We start from the raw sequence: 16,323 nt of genomic DNA, 5'->3' as shown, positions 1-16,323 counted from the left end.
CGGCGGCCGAGGGGCGTTCGCGGTCCTCACAGGTGGCGCGACAGCCCAACCACCACCCTCTGCAGCGGTGTGCGCTCGTCCTGGTTCTGAGGTCGCCGCAGCGGAATGGCGACCGACTTCCCTGACCGGAACAGCAACGTCGCCTTTACGTTCCCCGGCCACGTCATCCCCGTGAGCTGATCCTGAGTGTCCGCCTCAGACCAGACGTCGACCGACGTGAGCTCGCTCAGCGGCACGGCCTGGACGGCCGGCTCCCTGAGGTAGTCATTGCGGTCCACCGCAACACCGGTGAAGTGAACGGCGACCCGATCAGTGAAGATGACCCCCTCGAGGTCGAAGGCGCCGGCCTCATCCTCACGGCCCTCGCTCCGCAGGGTCACGTAGGTGATCTCATCCTCACCCGTCACGACGAGGATCGACGACACCAGGTGCCCCCACCACAGAGGGCTTCTGCCGTCACCTCCCACCCAGTGCGGCGTCGTCAGCATGGCCTGGTACAGCTTCTGCGCACGCTCTTGCTGCTCATAGGTCAAACTCATCTGGCGTTCCTTCGGTCTCTGCCTCCACCCGATGTGGAGATCGAGCCGAGAGTCGCACGGACCTCTGACATTCGAATCGTCGCGCCTCGCCGCATACTCACTCGCCGTGGTTCTTTTTCAGCCACGCCGTTAGAGACTCGCGCAGTCCCCGCCAAGCCGACTCTCTCCCGACGACGGTCACGAAAATCTTGTCGTTACCGTCCAGGAACTGGCCGAGATGATCGCGGACATGCGCGGCAGTCGTCGTGTCCGAGCAGATCTCCCAGACCGATTCCACGACATGCGCCCACGTCCCGTAGGACTTGATCGCTTCATATAGGTCGTCGTAGTTGCGGCCGGGAGCGGTCAGGTCATAGGTCACCAAGTACGTCGTCATCGACTTCTCCTCGTCTCGTTTCCCCGCCGGTGTGGGGATCACTCAGGAGCATCCCAGGAGGTTGGCTCAAGGAGGTTCAATTTCGATGGACCTCGCCTTCCTCGAGCACGCCGCCCGCTCCTTCGAGCCCCCCGCCGCCCCCCGCTGGGCCACCCCAGCGGACATGGCCGGCGCCCTCGACCCGAAGTTCCGGCGCACCCCCGCCATCGACCTCATCAACGAGGCCATCGCCGAAACCCTCGACACCCTCGACGGGCGCCTCATCGTGTCCATGCCCCCGCAGGAGGGCAAGAGCACGCTCACCACGAAGTGGACCCCGGTCCACCGGCTCGCCACCCACCCCGACGACCGCATCGTCGTCGCGTCCTACGCCGCCGGGCCCGCCCGCCGCATGGGCCGCCTCATCCGCGGCGAGATCACCACCCACGCCGACGAGCTCGGCATCCGCATCGCCGACGACGTCGGTGCGCAGAACGAGTTCGAGCTCGCCGGCCACGTCGGCGGCGTCTACTCCGTCGGCATCGGCGGTGGCCTCACCTCGAGGCCCGCGGACGTCATGCTCATCGACGACCCCCTGTCGAACCGTGAGCAGGCCGACTCCGAGACGTTCCGTGAGCGCGTGTGGGAGTGGTGGACCGACGTCGCGTCCGCGCGTCTCGCCCCCGGCGCCCCGGTCATCCTCATCCTCACCCGGTGGCACCACGACGACCTCGCCGGCCGCCTCCTCAAGTCCGACGACGGCGACCAGTGGCGCGTCGTCAACATCCCCGCCCAGGCCGACCACCGCCCCGAAAAGGGCGAGACCGACCCCCTCGGCCGTCAGCCCGGCGAGTTCATGGAGTCGGCCCGCACCTACAAGGACCGCAAGACCGGCCGCCTCGTGCCCCGCACCCGCGCACAGTGGGAGCGCCGCAAACGGCAGGCCGGACCCCGCACCTGGGCCAGCCTCTACCAGGGCCGCCCCTCCCCCGACTCCGGCGACCTGTTCCCCGCCGAGTGGTCCCGCTACGACCAGCCCCTCTGGTACGACCGCGGTGACGGCGCCAGGATCATCCCCGGGCACGACTTCGAGCTCGTCCAGTCGTGGGACATGGCGTTCAAGGACACGAAGTCCAGCGACTACGTCGTCGGGCAGGTGTGGCTCCGGCAGGGCGTCGACGTGTGGCTCCTCGACCAGGTCCGTGACCGGCTCTCGTTCACGAAGTCGATCGCCGCCGTGAAGGCCATGACCGCCAGGTGGCCGCAGGCGTCCGCGAAGTTCGTCGAGGACAAGGCCAACGGGCCCGCGGTCATCAACGCGCTCGCCCGGCAGGTCCCCGGCCTCATCCCCGTCGAACCCGAGGGCAGCAAGTACGCGCGCGCCGCCGCCATCTCCCCGTTCGTGCACTCCCGCAACGTGCACATCCCCGAGGCGGCACTCCTCCCGAACGTCGAGGACCTCCTCGAGGAAGCACGCGCGTTCCCCAACGGCTCCCACGACGACACCATCGACGCCCTGTCGCAGGCCATCAACCAGCTGCTCCTCCACCCGCTCATCGCCGGTGAGGACATGGTCACCAGCGACGACCTCGTCGAGGACATGGACCCGCACACCTACCTCGGCACGTACTGACCCCCGCGGAGAGGAGACACCGTGGCCCTGCTCGGCAACCTCCTCACCCGCTCCACGCTCATCGAGCACGCCGTCGAAGAGACCGCCCGCTACCGCAACGAGGTCGAGGTCCTGCGCGAGTCCCTCGCTGACCTCGAGCTCGCCATGGACGACGCCGGCTGGACGAAGCTCACCGCCGGCATGGAGCAGGAGTTCTCCCGCGAGGGCCTGCGCTCGATGGCCCGCAACGCCCGCGTCTTCGCCATCGGCAACCCCCTCATCAAGCGCGGCCTCGCCGTGCGGCAGGCCTACGTGTTCGGGCAGGGCGTCGAGATCTCCGCGCGCGCCAACGGGCAGGGCGAGGACGGGCAGCAGGACGTCAACGCCGTCATCCAGGCATGGTGGGGCGACCCCGGCAACCAGGCCGCCGTCACCGGCGGGCAGGCGCAGGAGACCCTCGAGCGGGGCCTCGGAACGGACGGGAACCTGTTCATCGCGTGCTTCACGAACCCCCGCACCGGGCACGTGCAGCTGCGCACCATCCCGTTCGACGAGGTCGCCGAGGTCATCACGAACCCCGAGGACCGGTCCGAGCCGTGGTTCTACCGCCGCCAGTGGACCGCCCGCGGGGTGAACGAGCAGGGCCGGGTCGTGTCCACGATCCGCACCGACTTCTACCCGGCGCTCGACTACTGGCCCGCACGCCGGCCCCGCTTCATAGAGCACGGCGAGCAGAGCCACCCCGTCCACTGGGACGCCCCGGTCCACCACGTGAAGGTCAACCACCTCGACGGGTGGCAGTTCGGCATCGGAGACGCCTACGCCGCCCTCGCCTGGGCCCGCGCGTACCGCGACTTCCTCGCCGACTGGGCCACCCTCGTCAAGTCGCTGTCGCAGTTCGCGTGGCGGGCCACCTCCAAGGGCTCGAAGTCCGCGAAGCTCCGCCAGGCCCTCTCCCGACGCCCCGCCGGCACCACCCCGACCGGGAACGACACCAACGCGGGCGCCACGTTCCACGGCCCCGAGGACGTCACCCTCGAGGCCATCCCGAAGACCGGCGCCACCATCGACGCCGAGTCCGGGCGGCCGCTCGCCACCATGGTCGCCGCCGCCCTCGACATCCCCGTCACCACCCTCCTGTCCGACCCCGGCCAGACCGGTGCGCGCGCGGTCGCCGAGACCCTCAACCTCCCCACCCGGCTCGCCATGATGCAGCGGCAGGCCCTGTGGACCGACACGTACCGGGCCCTCGCCCAGTACGTGATCCGGCAAGCCGTGAAAGCGCCAGGCGGGCCGCTCAAGGGCACCGTCATCCGCGACCCGCACGCGCCCCGCGAGGTCGTGTCCCTGGCCGGGGATGCGAACGCGGACGACGACACCATCGAGGTCGTGTGGCCGGCGCTGGACGACACCCCGCTCGAGACGATCATGAAGGCGATCGTCGACGCGGACGGCACCGGCAAGATGCCGCCGGTGCAGACCCTGAAGCTGATGCTGTCGGCGCTCGGGGTCCGGGACATCGACGAGCTCGTAGACCAGGCCACCGACGACGACGGGAACTGGGTCGACCCGGAGGCGACGGCCGGCCGGGCCGCGGTCGACGCGTGGCGTGAGGGCCGGGACCCGGCCGAGGCGCTGAGGGGAGGGCAGTGATGACGGACATCAAGGGGACACTCCGCGCGGGTGAGTACGTCGTCCCCGCAGACGCGGTCGAGCCCTGCATCCTCGTCGTGGATCACGTGCTCGGCGAGAAGGAGCCGCGCACCTACTGCGCCCGCCGTTCCTGCCAGTGCCGTCGCCCCGCGAAGGAGGACGGCACCGTCGAGGTGCGGGGGGACTGACCGTGGCCATCAACCGCGACACCCTCCGCATCGAGAACGAGCTCAACCAGCTCCTCACCGGCGTCACCGACACCCGCACCCGCCGCCTCGTCGAGGCCTGGGGACTGGCGTGGGAGCAGGTGGTCGGCGAGCTCGACGCCGCCGTCACCGACCTCGCCCTCGGCGCCCAGCGCGGCCGCGTCACCCGCACCATGGTGATCCGCTCCCAGCGCGCGCAGGCTGCCATGGAGGCCACCGCGCAGGCCCTCGACCGGCTCGCCGAGGGCACCGGCATCACCATCGGCCAGGACGTGCAGGTCGTCATCGACTACGCCGCCCGCGCCGAGCACGACATGATCGCCTCCCAGCTCACCGGGATCCGCCGCGCCGAGCTGCAGGCCACGCTCGTCCGCGCCGACCCCGTGCAGATCGCGGCCATGGTCGAGCGGGCCACGCAGCGGATCACCGCCCAGTCCCGCCCCATCGGCACCGAGGCGGCCGCCGCGATCCGCCGCGAGCTCCTCCGCGGCATCGCCGTCGGCGAGAACCCCAGGGCCGCCGCACGGCGCATGGTCCGCGGCCTCGAGGACCGGTTCAACGGGGGCCTCACCCGGGCGCTCACCATCTCCCGCACGGAGATGCTCGACGCCGCCCGCACCGCCCAGCAGGTCACGGACCAGGCGAACGCCGACGTCCTCACCGGGTGGACGTGGGTCGCGCACCTCGACCCCTCCACGTGCCGGTCGTGCGTCGCGAACCACGGCACCGTCCACGCGCTCAACGAGCCCGGCCCGCTCGACCACCAGCAGGGCCGGTGCGCGCGGGTGCCGAAGACGAAGACGTGGGCCGAGCTCGGCTTCACCGGAATCACCGACCCGTCCGACTCCACCCCGGACGCCGACGCATGGTTCGACAGCCTGACCGTCGACCAGCAGCGGGGCATCCTCGGCGACAAGGGCCACGCCGCGTGGCTCCGCGGTGACTACCCGCGCGAGGCGTGGACGACCCGCCGCACCACGGACGGGTGGCGCGACAGCATGGTGCCCAGCAAGGCTCCGAGGGCGGCCTAGAACGACAGCCCGGGCGAGGTCTCCCCCCTCGTCGACCAGCCTGGCGCCCGGAACGTCACGGCCCCGCACAGCGTGCACTCGTGCACCATCTCGGTCCCCGCGGCCGTCGCCTTCATCGACTGCAGCACGAAGTCGTGCCCAGGGCACGCCCCAGGCTCACCGCGCGCGTCGTTCGCGTCATCCAGCCCCACGCCCCCCAGCATCCCGGAAGGGAGCCACCGTGGCTACCAGCACCATTCGCGAGTCCGCCACCCTCACCGGGACCGGCACGTCCGGCAACATGCTCATCACCCTCATCACCCCCGGCGTCGGCTCCTCCGGCGTCTACCCGGCCGAGGTCCTCGAGGCCGCCGCCACCAACAAGGTCTTCCCCGCCGGCACCCCCATGTTCGCCGACCACCCCGGCGAGACCGAGATGTACGACCGCCCCGAGCGGTCCATCAAGGACCTCGCCGCCGTCACCGTCGAGGACGCCCGCTGGGACGGCGGAGAGCTCGTCGCCGAGGCCAAGCCCTTCGGCCCCTGGCGCGAGGTCCTCCACGAGATGAAGGACGCCATCGGCTGCAGCATCCGTGCCGGCGCCACCGTGTCCGAGTCCGCGGACCCAGCGACCGGCAAGCCGATCATCGAGTCCATCGACCAGGCCATCTCGGTCGACTTCGTCACGAAGGCCGGTCGCGGTGGCCGCATCCGCGAGGTCTACGAGTCCGCCCGGGAACGGTCCCCACTGATCGTCACCGAGGCGACCGTCGTCGAGGCGTCGAACCAGCAGCGGTCCGAGGAGCTCCGCCAACTCGTCCGTGACGCGCACGCCACCGGCTCGGGCCAGTACGCCTACGTCATCGACTACGACGAGACCGCCCGCACCGTCACGTTCGAGGTCGAGAACGGCGGCAACAGCGGCACCTACACGCAGACGTACACCGTGACGAACGACGTCGCGACCGCCCTCGACGGCACCCCCGTCGAAGTGCAGCGGGTCGTGACCTACGTGCCCGTCACCGAAAGTGTCCCGAGCCGTCCGGCCGGGCAGTCCACCGCCACCGAGTCCCTCAAGGAGGACACCATGGCATCCATCCAGATCGAGGAGACGCGACTGCGTCAGCTCGAGACGGACGCCGGCCGGGCCACCGCGCTCGAGTCCGAGCGCGACACCCTCACCCGCGAACGTGACGAGGCCCGCACCGCCGTCACCGAGGCCCACCGCGAGACCGACCGTGAGCGCGCGGCCCGGATCATCGCCGAGGCCGACCACGACTTCAACGCCCTGGAGGCCCGTGGCCTCCTCGCCGACCTGCCCCTCGGGGAGGACGGGCGCCTCGACCAGGCCGCGTTCACCACTGCGGTCACCGAGGCCGCTGCCGCCGCCCAGGAGGCGGCCGGCACCGGCCGCGTCCGTGGCCTCGGCGGCGACACCCAGTTCACCGGCGGCGACACCGCCGTGTCGGAGTCCGCCATCGACGCCGCCGTCGGCGGCGCGTTCGGCCGCACCGTGAAGGAGGCCTGACATGGCCAAGAACGTCGCGTTCCACGAGGGCCTCAAGGTGTCCCTCCCCGTCCCCAACAACACCGAGTCCGGCGCCCCCGTCAAGGTCGGCTCCCTCATCGGTGTCACCGTCACCAAGGAGGGCCAGGGCGGCAACCCGGAGGGCTACGCCTCGGTGTGGCGCCACGGCGCCTACGACCTGCCCGTCACCGGCGCCATCGCCTCGGTCGGCACGCCCGTCTACATCACGTCCGGCAACGCCCTCACGGCGACCGCCACGGACAACACCCTGTTCGGCTACGCGCTGGAGACCAAGGGCTCCGGCGCCGGCGTCATCCGCGTCGCTCTCGCCCAGGTCTGAGGAGGCCCCCATGAGCAGCAGCATCATCAACGTCGGCGAGTCGTTCGGGCTCACCGACGCGGGCACCCTCCTCGGTGCCTCCCCCACCCAGCGCCGCCAGTACTCCCCCAAGCGCGCGCAGGCCATCGTCGAGGCCGCCGCCATGTGGGGCCGCGCCTGGGACGGCTCCGAGCGCGCCGCGCTCCTCGTCCGCGAGGCCCTGTCCACGTCCGACCTGTTCCGGTCGGTCACCGGCGACGTCCTCGACCGTGAGCTCCTCGCGGCCTACCGCGCCCAGACCCCCCAGTGGGCCGGGTTCGCGACCCGCACCACGGTCCGGAACTTCAAGCCGAAGAAGCTCGTCGATCTCCTCGGTGGCCGCACGGCCCTCGAGCGCGTCCCCGAGCTCACCGAGTACCCCGAGGCTGTGCACGACACCCGCGAGTACCAGATCGAGGTCGCCAAGTTCGGCCGCCGGTTCGGGTTCTCGTGGGAGGCCAGCATCAACGACGACCTCGACGAGCTGCAGCGCATCCCGTCGAACTTCGCCGCCGCCGCCGGCATCACCGAGGACGTCACCGCGCTCGAGCGGCTCGTCGTCCCGGCCACGGGCGCCCCCAACCCGGAGTTCTTCAAGGCGGACAACGGGAACGCGCCCGAGGCGAAGGTCCTCGACCACGCGAACCTCGGCGCGGCCATCACGAAGGTCTCCACCCGGGAGGACGACGAGGGCAACCTCGTGCCGCCGGACGGTGGCCTCGTGCTCGTCGTCGGCCCGGCGCAGGAGATGACGGCCCGTCAGATCCTCAACGCGACCGAGATCCGCACCGTCACCGGCAACAAGACGGTCGTGGAGCCGAACCCGCTGCGGAACGTCAGCATCCGCCTCGAGGTCAACCGCCGCATCAAGGGCCTCGCCTGGTTCGTGCTCCCCGAGCCGAACGGGCCCCGCCCGGCCATCGCGGTCGCGTTCCTCCGCGGGCACGAGACGCCGGACATCCGCATCAAGAACGACGCCGGCAACCGTCCGGGCGGCGGGTCGATCGACCCGACCGAGGGGTCGTTCAACGAGGACGGCGTGTTCTACCGCGTCCGTCACGTCGTCGGCTCGGCGAACGTGGACCCGATCCACACCTACGCCGCCACCGGCCAGGCCTGACCAGGCCGCCACCCCGGGTGGTTGGGGCGTCAACACGTCCCCGGCCGCACTGTTGCGTGAAGGCGGTTCAGGGGGAGCCATGCCGGGTTCCTTTCTCTCCCGCACACACCGACCTGCGCCCCAACCACCCACTCCCTGAGGAGGACAGATGGTCCCGCTCGACACGCTCCGACTCCTCCTCGCTGACGTCGACCCCGACCGCCAGGTCCTCACCGATGACCACCTCACCGGCTACCTCGCCCTCAACGACATCCCCGACCCGCAGCTCGAGATCGATACCACGGACAGATGGCGGGTCCGCCTCGCCGCAGCTGACGCCCTCGACGCCATCGCCGTGTCCGAGGCGCTCGTCGGGAAGGTCATCCGCACCCAGGACCTCACCACCGACGGCGTCAAGGTCGCCGCCGAGCTCCGCGCCCAAGCCGCCGGCCACCGTGCCCGCGCCGCCCAGGAACGCGCCGAGACCGACGAAGACGACGGCGACAGCATCGGCGTCCTCGAGTTCCACCCCTGGCGGTGACCCATGCCCTTCCCGTCCACCAGGGTCATCCACCCCGACTGGTCCGCCCACCACCAGCCCGTCGCGACCGGCACCCTCACCGGGCGGTGCACCATCACCGCCCCCACGGCCGCGGCCGCCGGTGGCTGGGACCCCCAGACCGGGCCCACCACCCCCGCCGACCCAGGCCCGGGCGCACAGGTCCACGTCGGCGCCTTCCGTGCGCAGGCGCTCACCACCCGCGAGCAGTCCCGCGACGCGGCCGGGCAGGACGTCTCCCCCCGCGCCTACCTCTTCGCCGTCGCCGCCGACGCCGCCGAGACACCCGTCGGCGCCAGGGTCCGCGTCGACGAGTGCCCCGACGACCCCCAGCTGGTCGGGAAGGTCCTCACCGTCACCGGTGTCACGCACGCCTCGCACCGGTTCGAGCGGGACCTGTACTGCGACCTCGACCTGACGAACCAGCCCGCCCAGGAGGAGCCGTGATCGACTTCGACACCTCCGAGGTCCGCGAGCTCGCCGCCACCCTCACCAACGCTGCCGGCCACGTCGGCGCCAAGGCCTCCAAGGCGGTCCGCAAGACCGCACTCGACATTCAGCGGGACGCGCAGATCGCCGCGCCCTATGAGTTCGGCAACCTGCAGTCCTCCATCTCCACCACCGTGACCGGCGACGGTCGCCACGGCGAGATGTCCGCCGAGGTGGGCCCTACCGCGTCCTATGGCCTCTGGCAGGAGCTGGGCACCTCGAAGATGGCGGCGCAGCCGTTCCTGTTCCCCGCCGCCGACCGCCACGAGCCCGTCTTCATCGAGGCCATCGCGCAGCTCGGCGGGAGCGTCCTGTGACCGCGGCCGACCTCCACGCTGCGCTCCTCGCGCGGCTCACCGGGGCCACGGTCACCTTGTACGACGGCGAGGTCCCCCCGCACCCACCCGCCGACCCACAGGGCCGCGTCTACCCCTACGTCGTCGTGTGGGCCACCGCCGGCCGCCCCACCGTCGAGCGGCCCGTCTCCGACGACCCGGGCGGGCACCTCACCTGGAACCCGCAGGTCACCGTCGTCGCCGGCACCACCAGCTGGCTCCTCGCCGCGATCGGCGTCGTCCGGGAACGCCTCGAGGGCGCCGCACTGACGCCGTGGGTGCGGCTGCGGGAGCGCACCGACACCGAGGTCCCCGTCCAGAAGGACCCCGACACCACGCCGGCCAGGTACTTCCTGCCGCTGTACTACTCGACCACCGCCTGAGGAGGCACCCATGGCCACGAGCAAGGTCCTGGTCTACCGCAAGGACACCGGGGCGCGGGTCTCCGTCCCCGAGGCGTGGATGGAGCACCCGCGCCTGTCCAAGCCGTTCCGCAAGACCCCGCCCTCGGGCGGGCCCACCCCCAAGGCGCCGCCCGTCACGGGCTCCGCCACCGACCGACAGGAGGGCTGAGCCCATGCCGTTCACCGCCGCCGACGGGGGCCGCAAGGTCACCGTCCTCACCACCAAGCCCGCGAACCTCCAGGCCGTCACGGCCACCGAGGCCAACGCCGGCATCGACATCCACGACCACGTCCTCAAGTCGGACTACCGGCTGTCCCCGACGGGGTCCACGACCCACAACGACACGCCGCTCGGCGCGAAGGGGCAGCACTCCCACTTCGCGCAGTCGCAGGCCTCGGGGAACGTCACCCCGTTCCGGGACCTCGACGCCAACGGCCGGCCCCTCACCGACTCCGACACGGAGACCGTGTTCGCGCTCTTCAAGGAGAAGGGCCAGGAGATGTGGGTCATGGACCGCCTCGGTCCCGACCCCGACGAGGAGTGGACCGCGGCCGACGAGTACTCGATCTACACGGTCCGCCCCGACGACATGCAGGACCCGTCCGACGGTGGCGGCTTCATCAAGTACGTCACCCCCCTCGCGGTCGGCGAGTTCTTCCGCTTCCAGAAGATCGCCGCCGCGGGCTGACAGACCCCGGTGGGGGCGCGTGTTCATCCACGGCTCCGCGCCCCCACCGGCCCCCAACCACCACACGAGCCGTGGACCCACCCATCCAGCAGTGACGAGAGCCGTGGAGGCCCGAAGTGACCGACGAGACCCTGGGCACCAAGCCCGCCAGCACCCCCCTCACCGACGGCATCCGTGACGTCGGCCCCGACGCGTCCCTGTCCGCCGAGACGTTCGACTTCGCCGCGTTCGTCACCGGCGCGAAGCCGACCCGCCGCGCCGTCACCCTCTACGCGCGCGCCGACCTCAAGGCCCAGCTCGACCGCATCGGCGAGGACATCGAGCTCGCCGCCCGCGCCGGCAACCAGAAGAAGGTCCTCACCCTCCGCAAGCAGGCCGAGGGCATCGTCGAGCAGATGACCGCCCCCGGCGCTGTCATCGACGTCGTCGTCGAGGGCCGCTCCGACGACTGGATCGCGCGCGTCGAGGCCGACCTCGACGAGCAGGGCGTCACCGACGCCACCGAGAAGGTCCTCCGCAGGGTCGCCGCCCAGATCGTCGAGCCCGCCGGCGTCACCTACGAGCTCCTCGAGCAGTTCCGCCGCGTGTCCGAGCCGCAGGTCAAGAAGGTCGTCGTCGCCGCCACCCTGGCCAACACGCAGCCGGTGAGCGTGGACGCCCCTTTCTTGCGCGGCTCTACCGCCAAGAGCGGTGGGCGGGGATCCTCCTCGCGGTAGAGACCGCCAAGGCGTGGGGAGGCCGTCCGCCGTTGCAGGTCATGCGGATCAGCGACGGCGGATGGTCCACCACCGACACCCTCCTCGCCGAGGCGCACGTCATCCACGAGCGGTCGAAGTGTGCCGGCGGGTGCGGCCACTACATCGACGAGGCCCACGACGGCGCGCACAGCGGCGGCTTCGAGGTACAGGAAGTCACCTGTCACGCCTGCGCGGTGCGGGAGCAGTGGCAGGAGGCCCACTCCGGGAAGGACTCCCGGCCGACGCCCGGGACGCTGACGTGGGTGCAGAAGCTCACCAAGCGCGCCCCGAAGAAGGGGCGGCGGGGCTAGGCGCGGCCGCGGCGCTGGTAGGCGAGCACGGCCACCACGACCGCTGGGATCGCCACGAGCAGACCGAACTCCGACCGGTCGACCGCGAACGCGCCGATCCCCCACCCCGCCACGAGAAGCGCCACCACGAGCGCCACCGTCACCCAGCGGGCCTTGCCCTGCTCACGGGTCGTGTCCATCGACCCAGTGTGCCCCAACTTCATACCGCCCGGGAGGTGTCTTCGTGACGAACCGCTCCGTCTCCGTCACCCTCCGCGCGAACGTCGCCGACTTCAAGCGCCAGATCGACTCCGGCGCACAGTCCCTCGAGCAGCTCGCGAAGAAGGCCGACCAGTCCTCGACCGTCGCGCAGACCGGCATGGGCCGCCTGGTCCAGTCCGCCGACCTGCAGCGCGAGTCGTGGGACCTCGCCGGCGCCACCATGGTGGGGTTCGGGACGGCCACGGTCGCCGGGCTCGGCGCCTCCGCAGCAGCCGCGGTCAACTGGGAGTCCCAGTGGGCCGGGGTCACGAAGACCGTCGACGGCACCGAGACCCAGCTCGCCGGCCTCGAGACGGGCCTGCGGGGCATGGCCCGCGAGCTGCCCGCCGCGCACGGCGAGATCGCTGCCGTCGCCGAGGCCGCCGGCGCGCTCGGTGTGAAGACCGAGGACGTCCAGGGCTTCACGCAGACGATGATCGCCCTCGGTGAGACGACGAACCTCACCGCCGACGAGGCCGCCACCAACATCGCCCAGATCTCCAACGTCATGGGCACCCTCGACCGCGAGGGCTCCGCCGGCGTCGAGCGCTTCGGCGCCACCCTCGTCCAGCTGGGGAACAACGGCGCGTCGACCGAGGCCGAGATCCTCAACATGGCGCAGCGGATCTCCTCCACCGCGTCCGTCATCGGCATGTCCGAGGCCGACGTCCTCGGCTACGCCAACGCCCTCGCCTCCGTCGGCATCAACGCTGAGGCCGGTGGCACCGCCATCAGCCGCGTGTTCATGGACATCGCCTCGGCGGTCTCCCAGGGCGGCGACGACCTGACCGCGTTCTCCGACGTCGCGGGCATGTCCGCGCAGGACTTCGCCGCCGCCTTCGAGGAGGACCCGGCCCGCGCGGTCGCGACCTTCATCGAGGGCCTCGGCGGCATCTCCGCCGCCGGCGGGGACGTCTTCGGTGTCCTGTCCGAGCTCGGCATGTCCGACATCCGCGTATCCCAGGCGCTCCTCACGATGGCCGAGTCCGGGGACCTCCTCACCGAGTCCCTCGACATGGGCGCCGCCGCGTGGCAGTCGAACACCGCCCTGCAGGATGAGTTCGGCAAGCGCCTCGAGACGACCGCCGCACAGCTCGACATCGCGAAGAACAACATCGTCGACGCCGGCATCAGCCTCGGGGAGACGTTCCTGCCCGCGATCGTGGGCGCGTCCGAGGCCGTCTCCGACTTCTTCGGGTGGATCTCCGACCTGCCCGACCCGCTGCAGAACACGTTCGTCACCCTCGGGTCCGTAGCCGGTGTGGCGTCCCTCGCCGCGGGCGGATTCCTGCTCCTGTTCCCCCGCGTCATCGACACCGTCAAGGCGTTCCGTGACCTGCGCACCATGGCACCCGGTCTCGCGACCGGGCTCGGTCGCGTGACGCGCGCGGCCGGGGCCACCGCCGCAGCGCTCGCGACGCTCACGATCATCGACGGCGTCCTCACATCGATGTCCGAGGGCGCGGCGTCGGTCGACGAGACCACCGCGGCGCTCCTGGGCCTGGATACGGCCGCCGGGGACATCGACGCGATGTTCAGCAACCTCGGCTCAAACATCAACTTCCGGAAGATCGACGGCCTCCAGGGAGCCATCGAACGGCTCACGTCGCCGAGCATCATGGACCGGCTCAACGACTTCGGCGGTGAGATCTGGTCCCTCGGTGACCGTGAGGGGTCCGTCGAGCGCGACGCGATCGTCAAGCAGTTCGACGCCATCGGCCAGTCCCTCGCCAGCATGGTCCAGTCCGGTCACGCCGAGGAGGCCCGCGCCCAGTTCGAGACCCTCCGTGAGGCGTGGGAGGCCGGCGGCGGGGACATCGAGGACCTCCGCGAGCTCGTCCCTGGCTACGTGGACGCGCTCGCCGCGATGAAGGCCGAGCAGGTCCTCACCGCTGACGCGACCGCGGCCACGACCGCGGCGACCGGCGAGTTCTCCGGTCAGGTCGGGCAGTCCGCCGAGGAACTCGAGGCCGCATCTGAGGCCTTCGAGAAGTGGTTCGACATGATGCTCGAGGCGGGCGGGTCGTTCGGTGGAGTAACCGACGCCTACCAGGCCGTCATCGACAAGACCCGGGAGTGGGCCGAGGAGCAGGCCGCCGCCACGGAGACGGCGGATGACTCGTGGGATGACTTCTACAACGGCCAGGACGTGTCCATGGCCGACTGGATCGCCCAGCTCAAGGAGCAGGGCGAGGCGCTCGCGAACTGGGGTGAGAACGCGGTCGCGGCCGCGCGCCTGGTCCGTGAGGAGATGCCCCGGGAGCTGCAGGCCGCCGGTGAGCAGATGGTCAACGACCTCCTCGCGGCCGGCGCGGAGGGCGCCCCGATGCTGCAGGCGTTCATCGACGCCGCCCCCGAGCAGCGCCGCGAGCTCATCGAGGCGTACACCGGCACGGGTGATGCTGTCGCGGCGGAGGTCGCGGCGGACGTCGACGCGGCGTTCAACGAGCAGCCCGTCCACCTGGGCATCGAGGCCGACACGGAGCCGGCCCTCAACGACCTGGCCCGGTTCGGGCAGCAGGTCGACGAGGAGACCTACGGCACGCACATCAGCGCGAACACCGAGCAGGCCCTCATCGACCTCGGCGGCTACCTCGTCGAGGTCGACAACGCCACCGGCACCGTGTCCATCAACGGCAACCGGGTCCCGGCCGACTCGACCCTCGGGGAGCTCCTCGGGAACGTCAACGAGTCCGATGGGACGGTCACCCTCCTGGGCAACCGCGTCCCCGCCGACATGACCCTCGACGACCTCATCGCCGCCATCAACGGCAGCCGGGGCGTCGCGGACATCGCCGGGAACGACGCCCAGGCGCAACGTGAGCTGTCGAGCCTGCTTCACACCATCCGGTCCTCGTCCGCGGCGGTCAACATCACCGCGAACACCGGCACGGCACAGTCGCAGCTCGACCAGTTCGTCGCCCGGAACAACGGCCGCTCCGTCACGACATACCAGCGGACCGTGCAGATGGGACAGGGCGAGTTCTGGTCCGGCGGGTACACCGGTGACGGCGGCAAGTTTGAGCCCGCCGGCGTCGTCCACCGCGGCGAGTGGGTCACCACCAAGGAGCGGACGGCCGAGTACCGGCCGATCCTCGAGGCGATCCACGCAGGCACGTTCCCGCGCCTGCCCGGCCTCGCGAACGGCACCGGGTCCCTCGTCGCGCCGCGCGCCTACCAGCCAGCCTGGACAGGATCCACCCCGCCGCCCGTCCAGATCTACCTCAACGCCGTCCCGATGGACGTCGCGAACGAGACCGGCAAGACCCTCGTCCACGCGCTCCACGCAGCTGGCCTGACGTCCGGCTTCGGAGGGGGGATCGACCTGTGATCGACGGAGAGTTCATCCTCGACGGCTACTCCTTCGGCACCGAGGACCACGACGTGTGGGTCCAGGAGCTCGACCTCGGCACCCGTGCGCGGGTCACCGCGGACGAGCACATCGCCGGGACGCTCGGCCGGCTCATGGGCCGCGACAGTGAGGACGCTCCCGAGTGGACGTTCGACCTGCGGGTCCGCGCCGAGGGGCAAACGTTGAACGCTCTCGGGCGTCTGCGCCGTACATGGCAGGGCCCGGACACCCCGGGAGCCCTGTCGGTGCTGCGGTACGGGCTGCCGGGTCGCCAGCGCCGTGTGTACGGGCGGCCGCGCCGCTTCACCCCCGCGGGTGAGGCGGTGCGGCACGCCTGGCACCACGGCCGGGCGCCGGTCCTGGCGACGTTCCAGCTGGCCGACCCGCGGCACTTCAACGACGTGGCGAAGTCGGTGACGCTGTCGATCGTGCCGGCGTCCGTGGGGGGCCTCATGGCACCACTGGCGGCGCCCCTGTCCACGGTGCGCTCCAGCGCGCCGCGCGCGGGGTTCGTGACCGCCGCCGGTGACGCGCCAGCCCCGGTGGCCGTGACGTTCCGCGGGCCGATCAGCGACCCGTTCGTGCGCGCCCTCGGCTGGGAGATCGGCGTCGCCGGGCACATCGCCTACGACGAGACCGTGACCGTCGACGCACTCACGACGACGGCCCTGCGGTCGGACGGCGCGTCGGTGGGGGGCCGCCTCACCCGCCGCACCCGGCTGCGTGACGCAGCTCTGCAGCCCGGCCAGCAGGAGATCACCTTCGGCGGCACGGACGGGACCGGTACGGCGACCGCGACGGTCACCTGGCGCGACGCCTGGTGGTCCCTGTGATGACGACTTCTAGG

Annotated in this window: 20 protein-coding genes; 17 read left to right on the top strand and 3 right to left on the bottom strand. The window is 71.3% G+C overall.

What is annotated here, in order from left to right; translation table 11 throughout:
- Positions 1 to 26: 26 nt before the first annotated feature.
- Both DSZ44_RS07725 and DSZ44_RS07720 read right to left on the bottom strand, forming a co-directional pair.
- Positions 27 to 539: a hypothetical protein gene (locus tag DSZ44_RS07725; RefSeq protein WP_110852042.1), complete on the bottom strand. Its 513-nt coding sequence runs from the start codon at positions 537 to 539 to the stop codon at positions 27 to 29.
- Between the two features lie 97 nt (positions 540 to 636).
- The gene (locus DSZ44_RS07720) at positions 637 to 915 is read right to left on the bottom strand and encodes a CRISPR-associated endonuclease Cas2 (RefSeq protein WP_110852041.1); all 279 of its coding nucleotides are present in this window, start codon (positions 913 to 915) and stop codon (positions 637 to 639) included.
- 85 nt (positions 916 to 1,000) lie between these two features.
- Between DSZ44_RS07720 and terL the strand changes: the two genes are divergently transcribed.
- The 15 genes from terL (at position 1,001) to DSZ44_RS07645 (ending at position 11,884) form a co-directional block, all read left to right on the top strand.
- On the top strand, positions 1,001 to 2,527 hold the full coding sequence (gene terL, locus DSZ44_RS07715) for a phage terminase large subunit (protein ID WP_110852040.1): 1,527 nt from the start codon (positions 1,001 to 1,003) through the stop codon (positions 2,525 to 2,527).
- Between the two features lie 21 nt (positions 2,528 to 2,548).
- Positions 2,549 to 4,159, top strand: a complete 1,611-nt coding sequence (locus tag DSZ44_RS07710; protein WP_110852039.1) for a hypothetical protein — start codon at positions 2,549 to 2,551, stop codon at positions 4,157 to 4,159.
- Positions 4,159 to 4,347 (top strand): hypothetical protein, encoded by a 189-nt coding sequence (locus DSZ44_RS07705; RefSeq protein ID WP_110852038.1) that lies wholly within the window; start codon positions 4,159 to 4,161, stop codon positions 4,345 to 4,347. Before DSZ44_RS07710 ends, DSZ44_RS07705 begins: the two co-directional genes overlap by 1 nt.
- A gap of 2 nt (positions 4,348 to 4,349) precedes the next feature.
- Complete coding sequence (locus tag DSZ44_RS07700; RefSeq protein WP_110852037.1) at positions 4,350 to 5,396, top strand: phage minor head protein; 1,047 nt, start codon at positions 4,350 to 4,352, stop codon at positions 5,394 to 5,396.
- Between the two features lie 220 nt (positions 5,397 to 5,616).
- Entirely contained in the window at positions 5,617 to 6,903 is a 1,287-nt protein-coding gene (locus DSZ44_RS07690; RefSeq protein ID WP_110852035.1) for a hypothetical protein, read from the top strand.
- A 1-nt stretch (position 6,904) separates the two neighbouring features.
- On the top strand, positions 6,905 to 7,243 hold the full coding sequence (locus tag DSZ44_RS07685) for a DUF2190 family protein (RefSeq protein ID WP_110852034.1): 339 nt from the start codon (positions 6,905 to 6,907) through the stop codon (positions 7,241 to 7,243).
- 10 nt (positions 7,244 to 7,253) lie between these two features.
- Positions 7,254 to 8,381, top strand: a complete 1,128-nt coding sequence (locus DSZ44_RS07680) for a phage major capsid protein (RefSeq protein ID WP_110852033.1) — start codon at positions 7,254 to 7,256, stop codon at positions 8,379 to 8,381.
- A gap of 148 nt (positions 8,382 to 8,529) precedes the next feature.
- Positions 8,530 to 8,901: a hypothetical protein gene (locus DSZ44_RS07675; protein ID WP_110852032.1), complete on the top strand. Its 372-nt coding sequence runs from the start codon at positions 8,530 to 8,532 to the stop codon at positions 8,899 to 8,901.
- A 3-nt stretch (positions 8,902 to 8,904) separates the two neighbouring features.
- Positions 8,905 to 9,366, top strand: a complete 462-nt coding sequence (locus DSZ44_RS18065) for a DUF6093 family protein (RefSeq protein ID WP_146237499.1) — start codon at positions 8,905 to 8,907, stop codon at positions 9,364 to 9,366.
- Entirely contained in the window at positions 9,363 to 9,725 is a 363-nt protein-coding gene (locus DSZ44_RS07670) for an HK97-gp10 family putative phage morphogenesis protein (RefSeq protein WP_258369304.1), read from the top strand. The genes DSZ44_RS18065 and DSZ44_RS07670 overlap by 4 nt, the downstream gene beginning before the upstream one ends.
- Entirely contained in the window at positions 9,722 to 10,126 is a 405-nt protein-coding gene (locus tag DSZ44_RS07665) for a hypothetical protein (protein WP_110852031.1), read from the top strand. The genes DSZ44_RS07670 and DSZ44_RS07665 overlap by 4 nt, the downstream gene beginning before the upstream one ends.
- A 10-nt stretch (positions 10,127 to 10,136) precedes the next feature.
- Positions 10,137 to 10,316: a hypothetical protein gene (locus tag DSZ44_RS07660; protein ID WP_110852030.1), complete on the top strand. Its 180-nt coding sequence runs from the start codon at positions 10,137 to 10,139 to the stop codon at positions 10,314 to 10,316.
- A gap of 4 nt (positions 10,317 to 10,320) precedes the next feature.
- Entirely contained in the window at positions 10,321 to 10,836 is a 516-nt protein-coding gene (locus DSZ44_RS07655) for a phage tail tube protein (RefSeq protein ID WP_110852029.1), read from the top strand.
- Between the two features lie 116 nt (positions 10,837 to 10,952).
- Positions 10,953 to 11,552 (top strand): hypothetical protein, encoded by a 600-nt coding sequence (locus tag DSZ44_RS07650; RefSeq protein WP_110852028.1) that lies wholly within the window; start codon positions 10,953 to 10,955, stop codon positions 11,550 to 11,552.
- A gap of 41 nt (positions 11,553 to 11,593) precedes the next feature.
- The gene (locus DSZ44_RS07645; RefSeq protein WP_110852027.1) at positions 11,594 to 11,884 is read left to right on the top strand and encodes a hypothetical protein; all 291 of its coding nucleotides are present in this window, start codon (positions 11,594 to 11,596) and stop codon (positions 11,882 to 11,884) included.
- Here DSZ44_RS07645 and DSZ44_RS07640 read toward each other — a convergent pair.
- Positions 11,881 to 12,063 (bottom strand): hypothetical protein, encoded by a 183-nt coding sequence (locus DSZ44_RS07640; RefSeq protein ID WP_146237498.1) that lies wholly within the window; start codon positions 12,061 to 12,063, stop codon positions 11,881 to 11,883. The genes DSZ44_RS07645 and DSZ44_RS07640 overlap by 4 nt on opposite strands.
- A gap of 44 nt (positions 12,064 to 12,107) precedes the next feature.
- Between DSZ44_RS07640 and DSZ44_RS07635 the strand changes: the two genes are divergently transcribed.
- Both DSZ44_RS07635 and DSZ44_RS07630 read left to right on the top strand, forming a co-directional pair.
- A complete protein-coding gene (locus DSZ44_RS07635) occupies positions 12,108 to 15,455 on the top strand; it encodes a phage tail tape measure protein (RefSeq protein ID WP_110852025.1) in 3,348 nt (1,115 codons plus the stop codon).
- Positions 15,452 to 16,309: a hypothetical protein gene (locus DSZ44_RS07630; RefSeq protein WP_110852024.1), complete on the top strand. Its 858-nt coding sequence runs from the start codon at positions 15,452 to 15,454 to the stop codon at positions 16,307 to 16,309. Before DSZ44_RS07635 ends, DSZ44_RS07630 begins: the two co-directional genes overlap by 4 nt.
- Positions 16,310 to 16,323: the final 14 nt, after the last annotated feature.

The organism is Georgenia satyanarayanai (genome assembly GCF_900116375.1).
GTDB lineage: Bacteria > Actinomycetota > Actinomycetes > Actinomycetales > Actinomycetaceae > Oceanitalea > Oceanitalea nanhaiensis.
This window is presented reverse-complemented; position numbering and strand designations above follow the sequence as displayed.

Excerpts from the sequence above, each read along its gene's own strand:
- DSZ44_RS07640 (WP_146237498.1), bottom strand. The coding sequence starts at position 12,063 with ATGGACACGACCCGTGAGCAGGGCAAGGCCCGCTGGGTGACGGTGGCG.
- DSZ44_RS07685 (WP_110852034.1), top strand. The coding sequence starts at position 6,905 with ATGGCCAAGAACGTCGCGTTCCACGAGGGCCTCAAGGTGTCCCTCCCC.
- DSZ44_RS07705 (WP_110852038.1), top strand. The coding sequence starts at position 4,159 with ATGACGGACATCAAGGGGACACTCCGCGCGGGTGAGTACGTCGTCCCC.
- DSZ44_RS07660 (WP_110852030.1), top strand. The coding sequence starts at position 10,137 with ATGGCCACGAGCAAGGTCCTGGTCTACCGCAAGGACACCGGGGCGCGG.
- DSZ44_RS07645 (WP_110852027.1), top strand. The coding sequence starts at position 11,594 with ATGCGGATCAGCGACGGCGGATGGTCCACCACCGACACCCTCCTCGCC.
- DSZ44_RS07725 (WP_110852042.1), bottom strand. The coding sequence starts at position 539 with ATGAGTTTGACCTATGAGCAGCAAGAGCGTGCGCAGAAGCTGTACCAG.
- DSZ44_RS18065 (WP_146237499.1), top strand. The coding sequence starts at position 8,905 with ATGCCCTTCCCGTCCACCAGGGTCATCCACCCCGACTGGTCCGCCCAC.
- DSZ44_RS07720 (WP_110852041.1), bottom strand. The coding sequence starts at position 915 with ATGACGACGTACTTGGTGACCTATGACCTGACCGCTCCCGGCCGCAAC.
- DSZ44_RS07675 (WP_110852032.1), top strand. The coding sequence starts at position 8,530 with ATGGTCCCGCTCGACACGCTCCGACTCCTCCTCGCTGACGTCGACCCC.
- DSZ44_RS07680 (WP_110852033.1), top strand. The coding sequence starts at position 7,254 with ATGAGCAGCAGCATCATCAACGTCGGCGAGTCGTTCGGGCTCACCGAC.
- terL (WP_110852040.1), top strand. The coding sequence starts at position 1,001 with ATGGACCTCGCCTTCCTCGAGCACGCCGCCCGCTCCTTCGAGCCCCCC.
- DSZ44_RS07655 (WP_110852029.1), top strand. The coding sequence starts at position 10,321 with ATGCCGTTCACCGCCGCCGACGGGGGCCGCAAGGTCACCGTCCTCACC.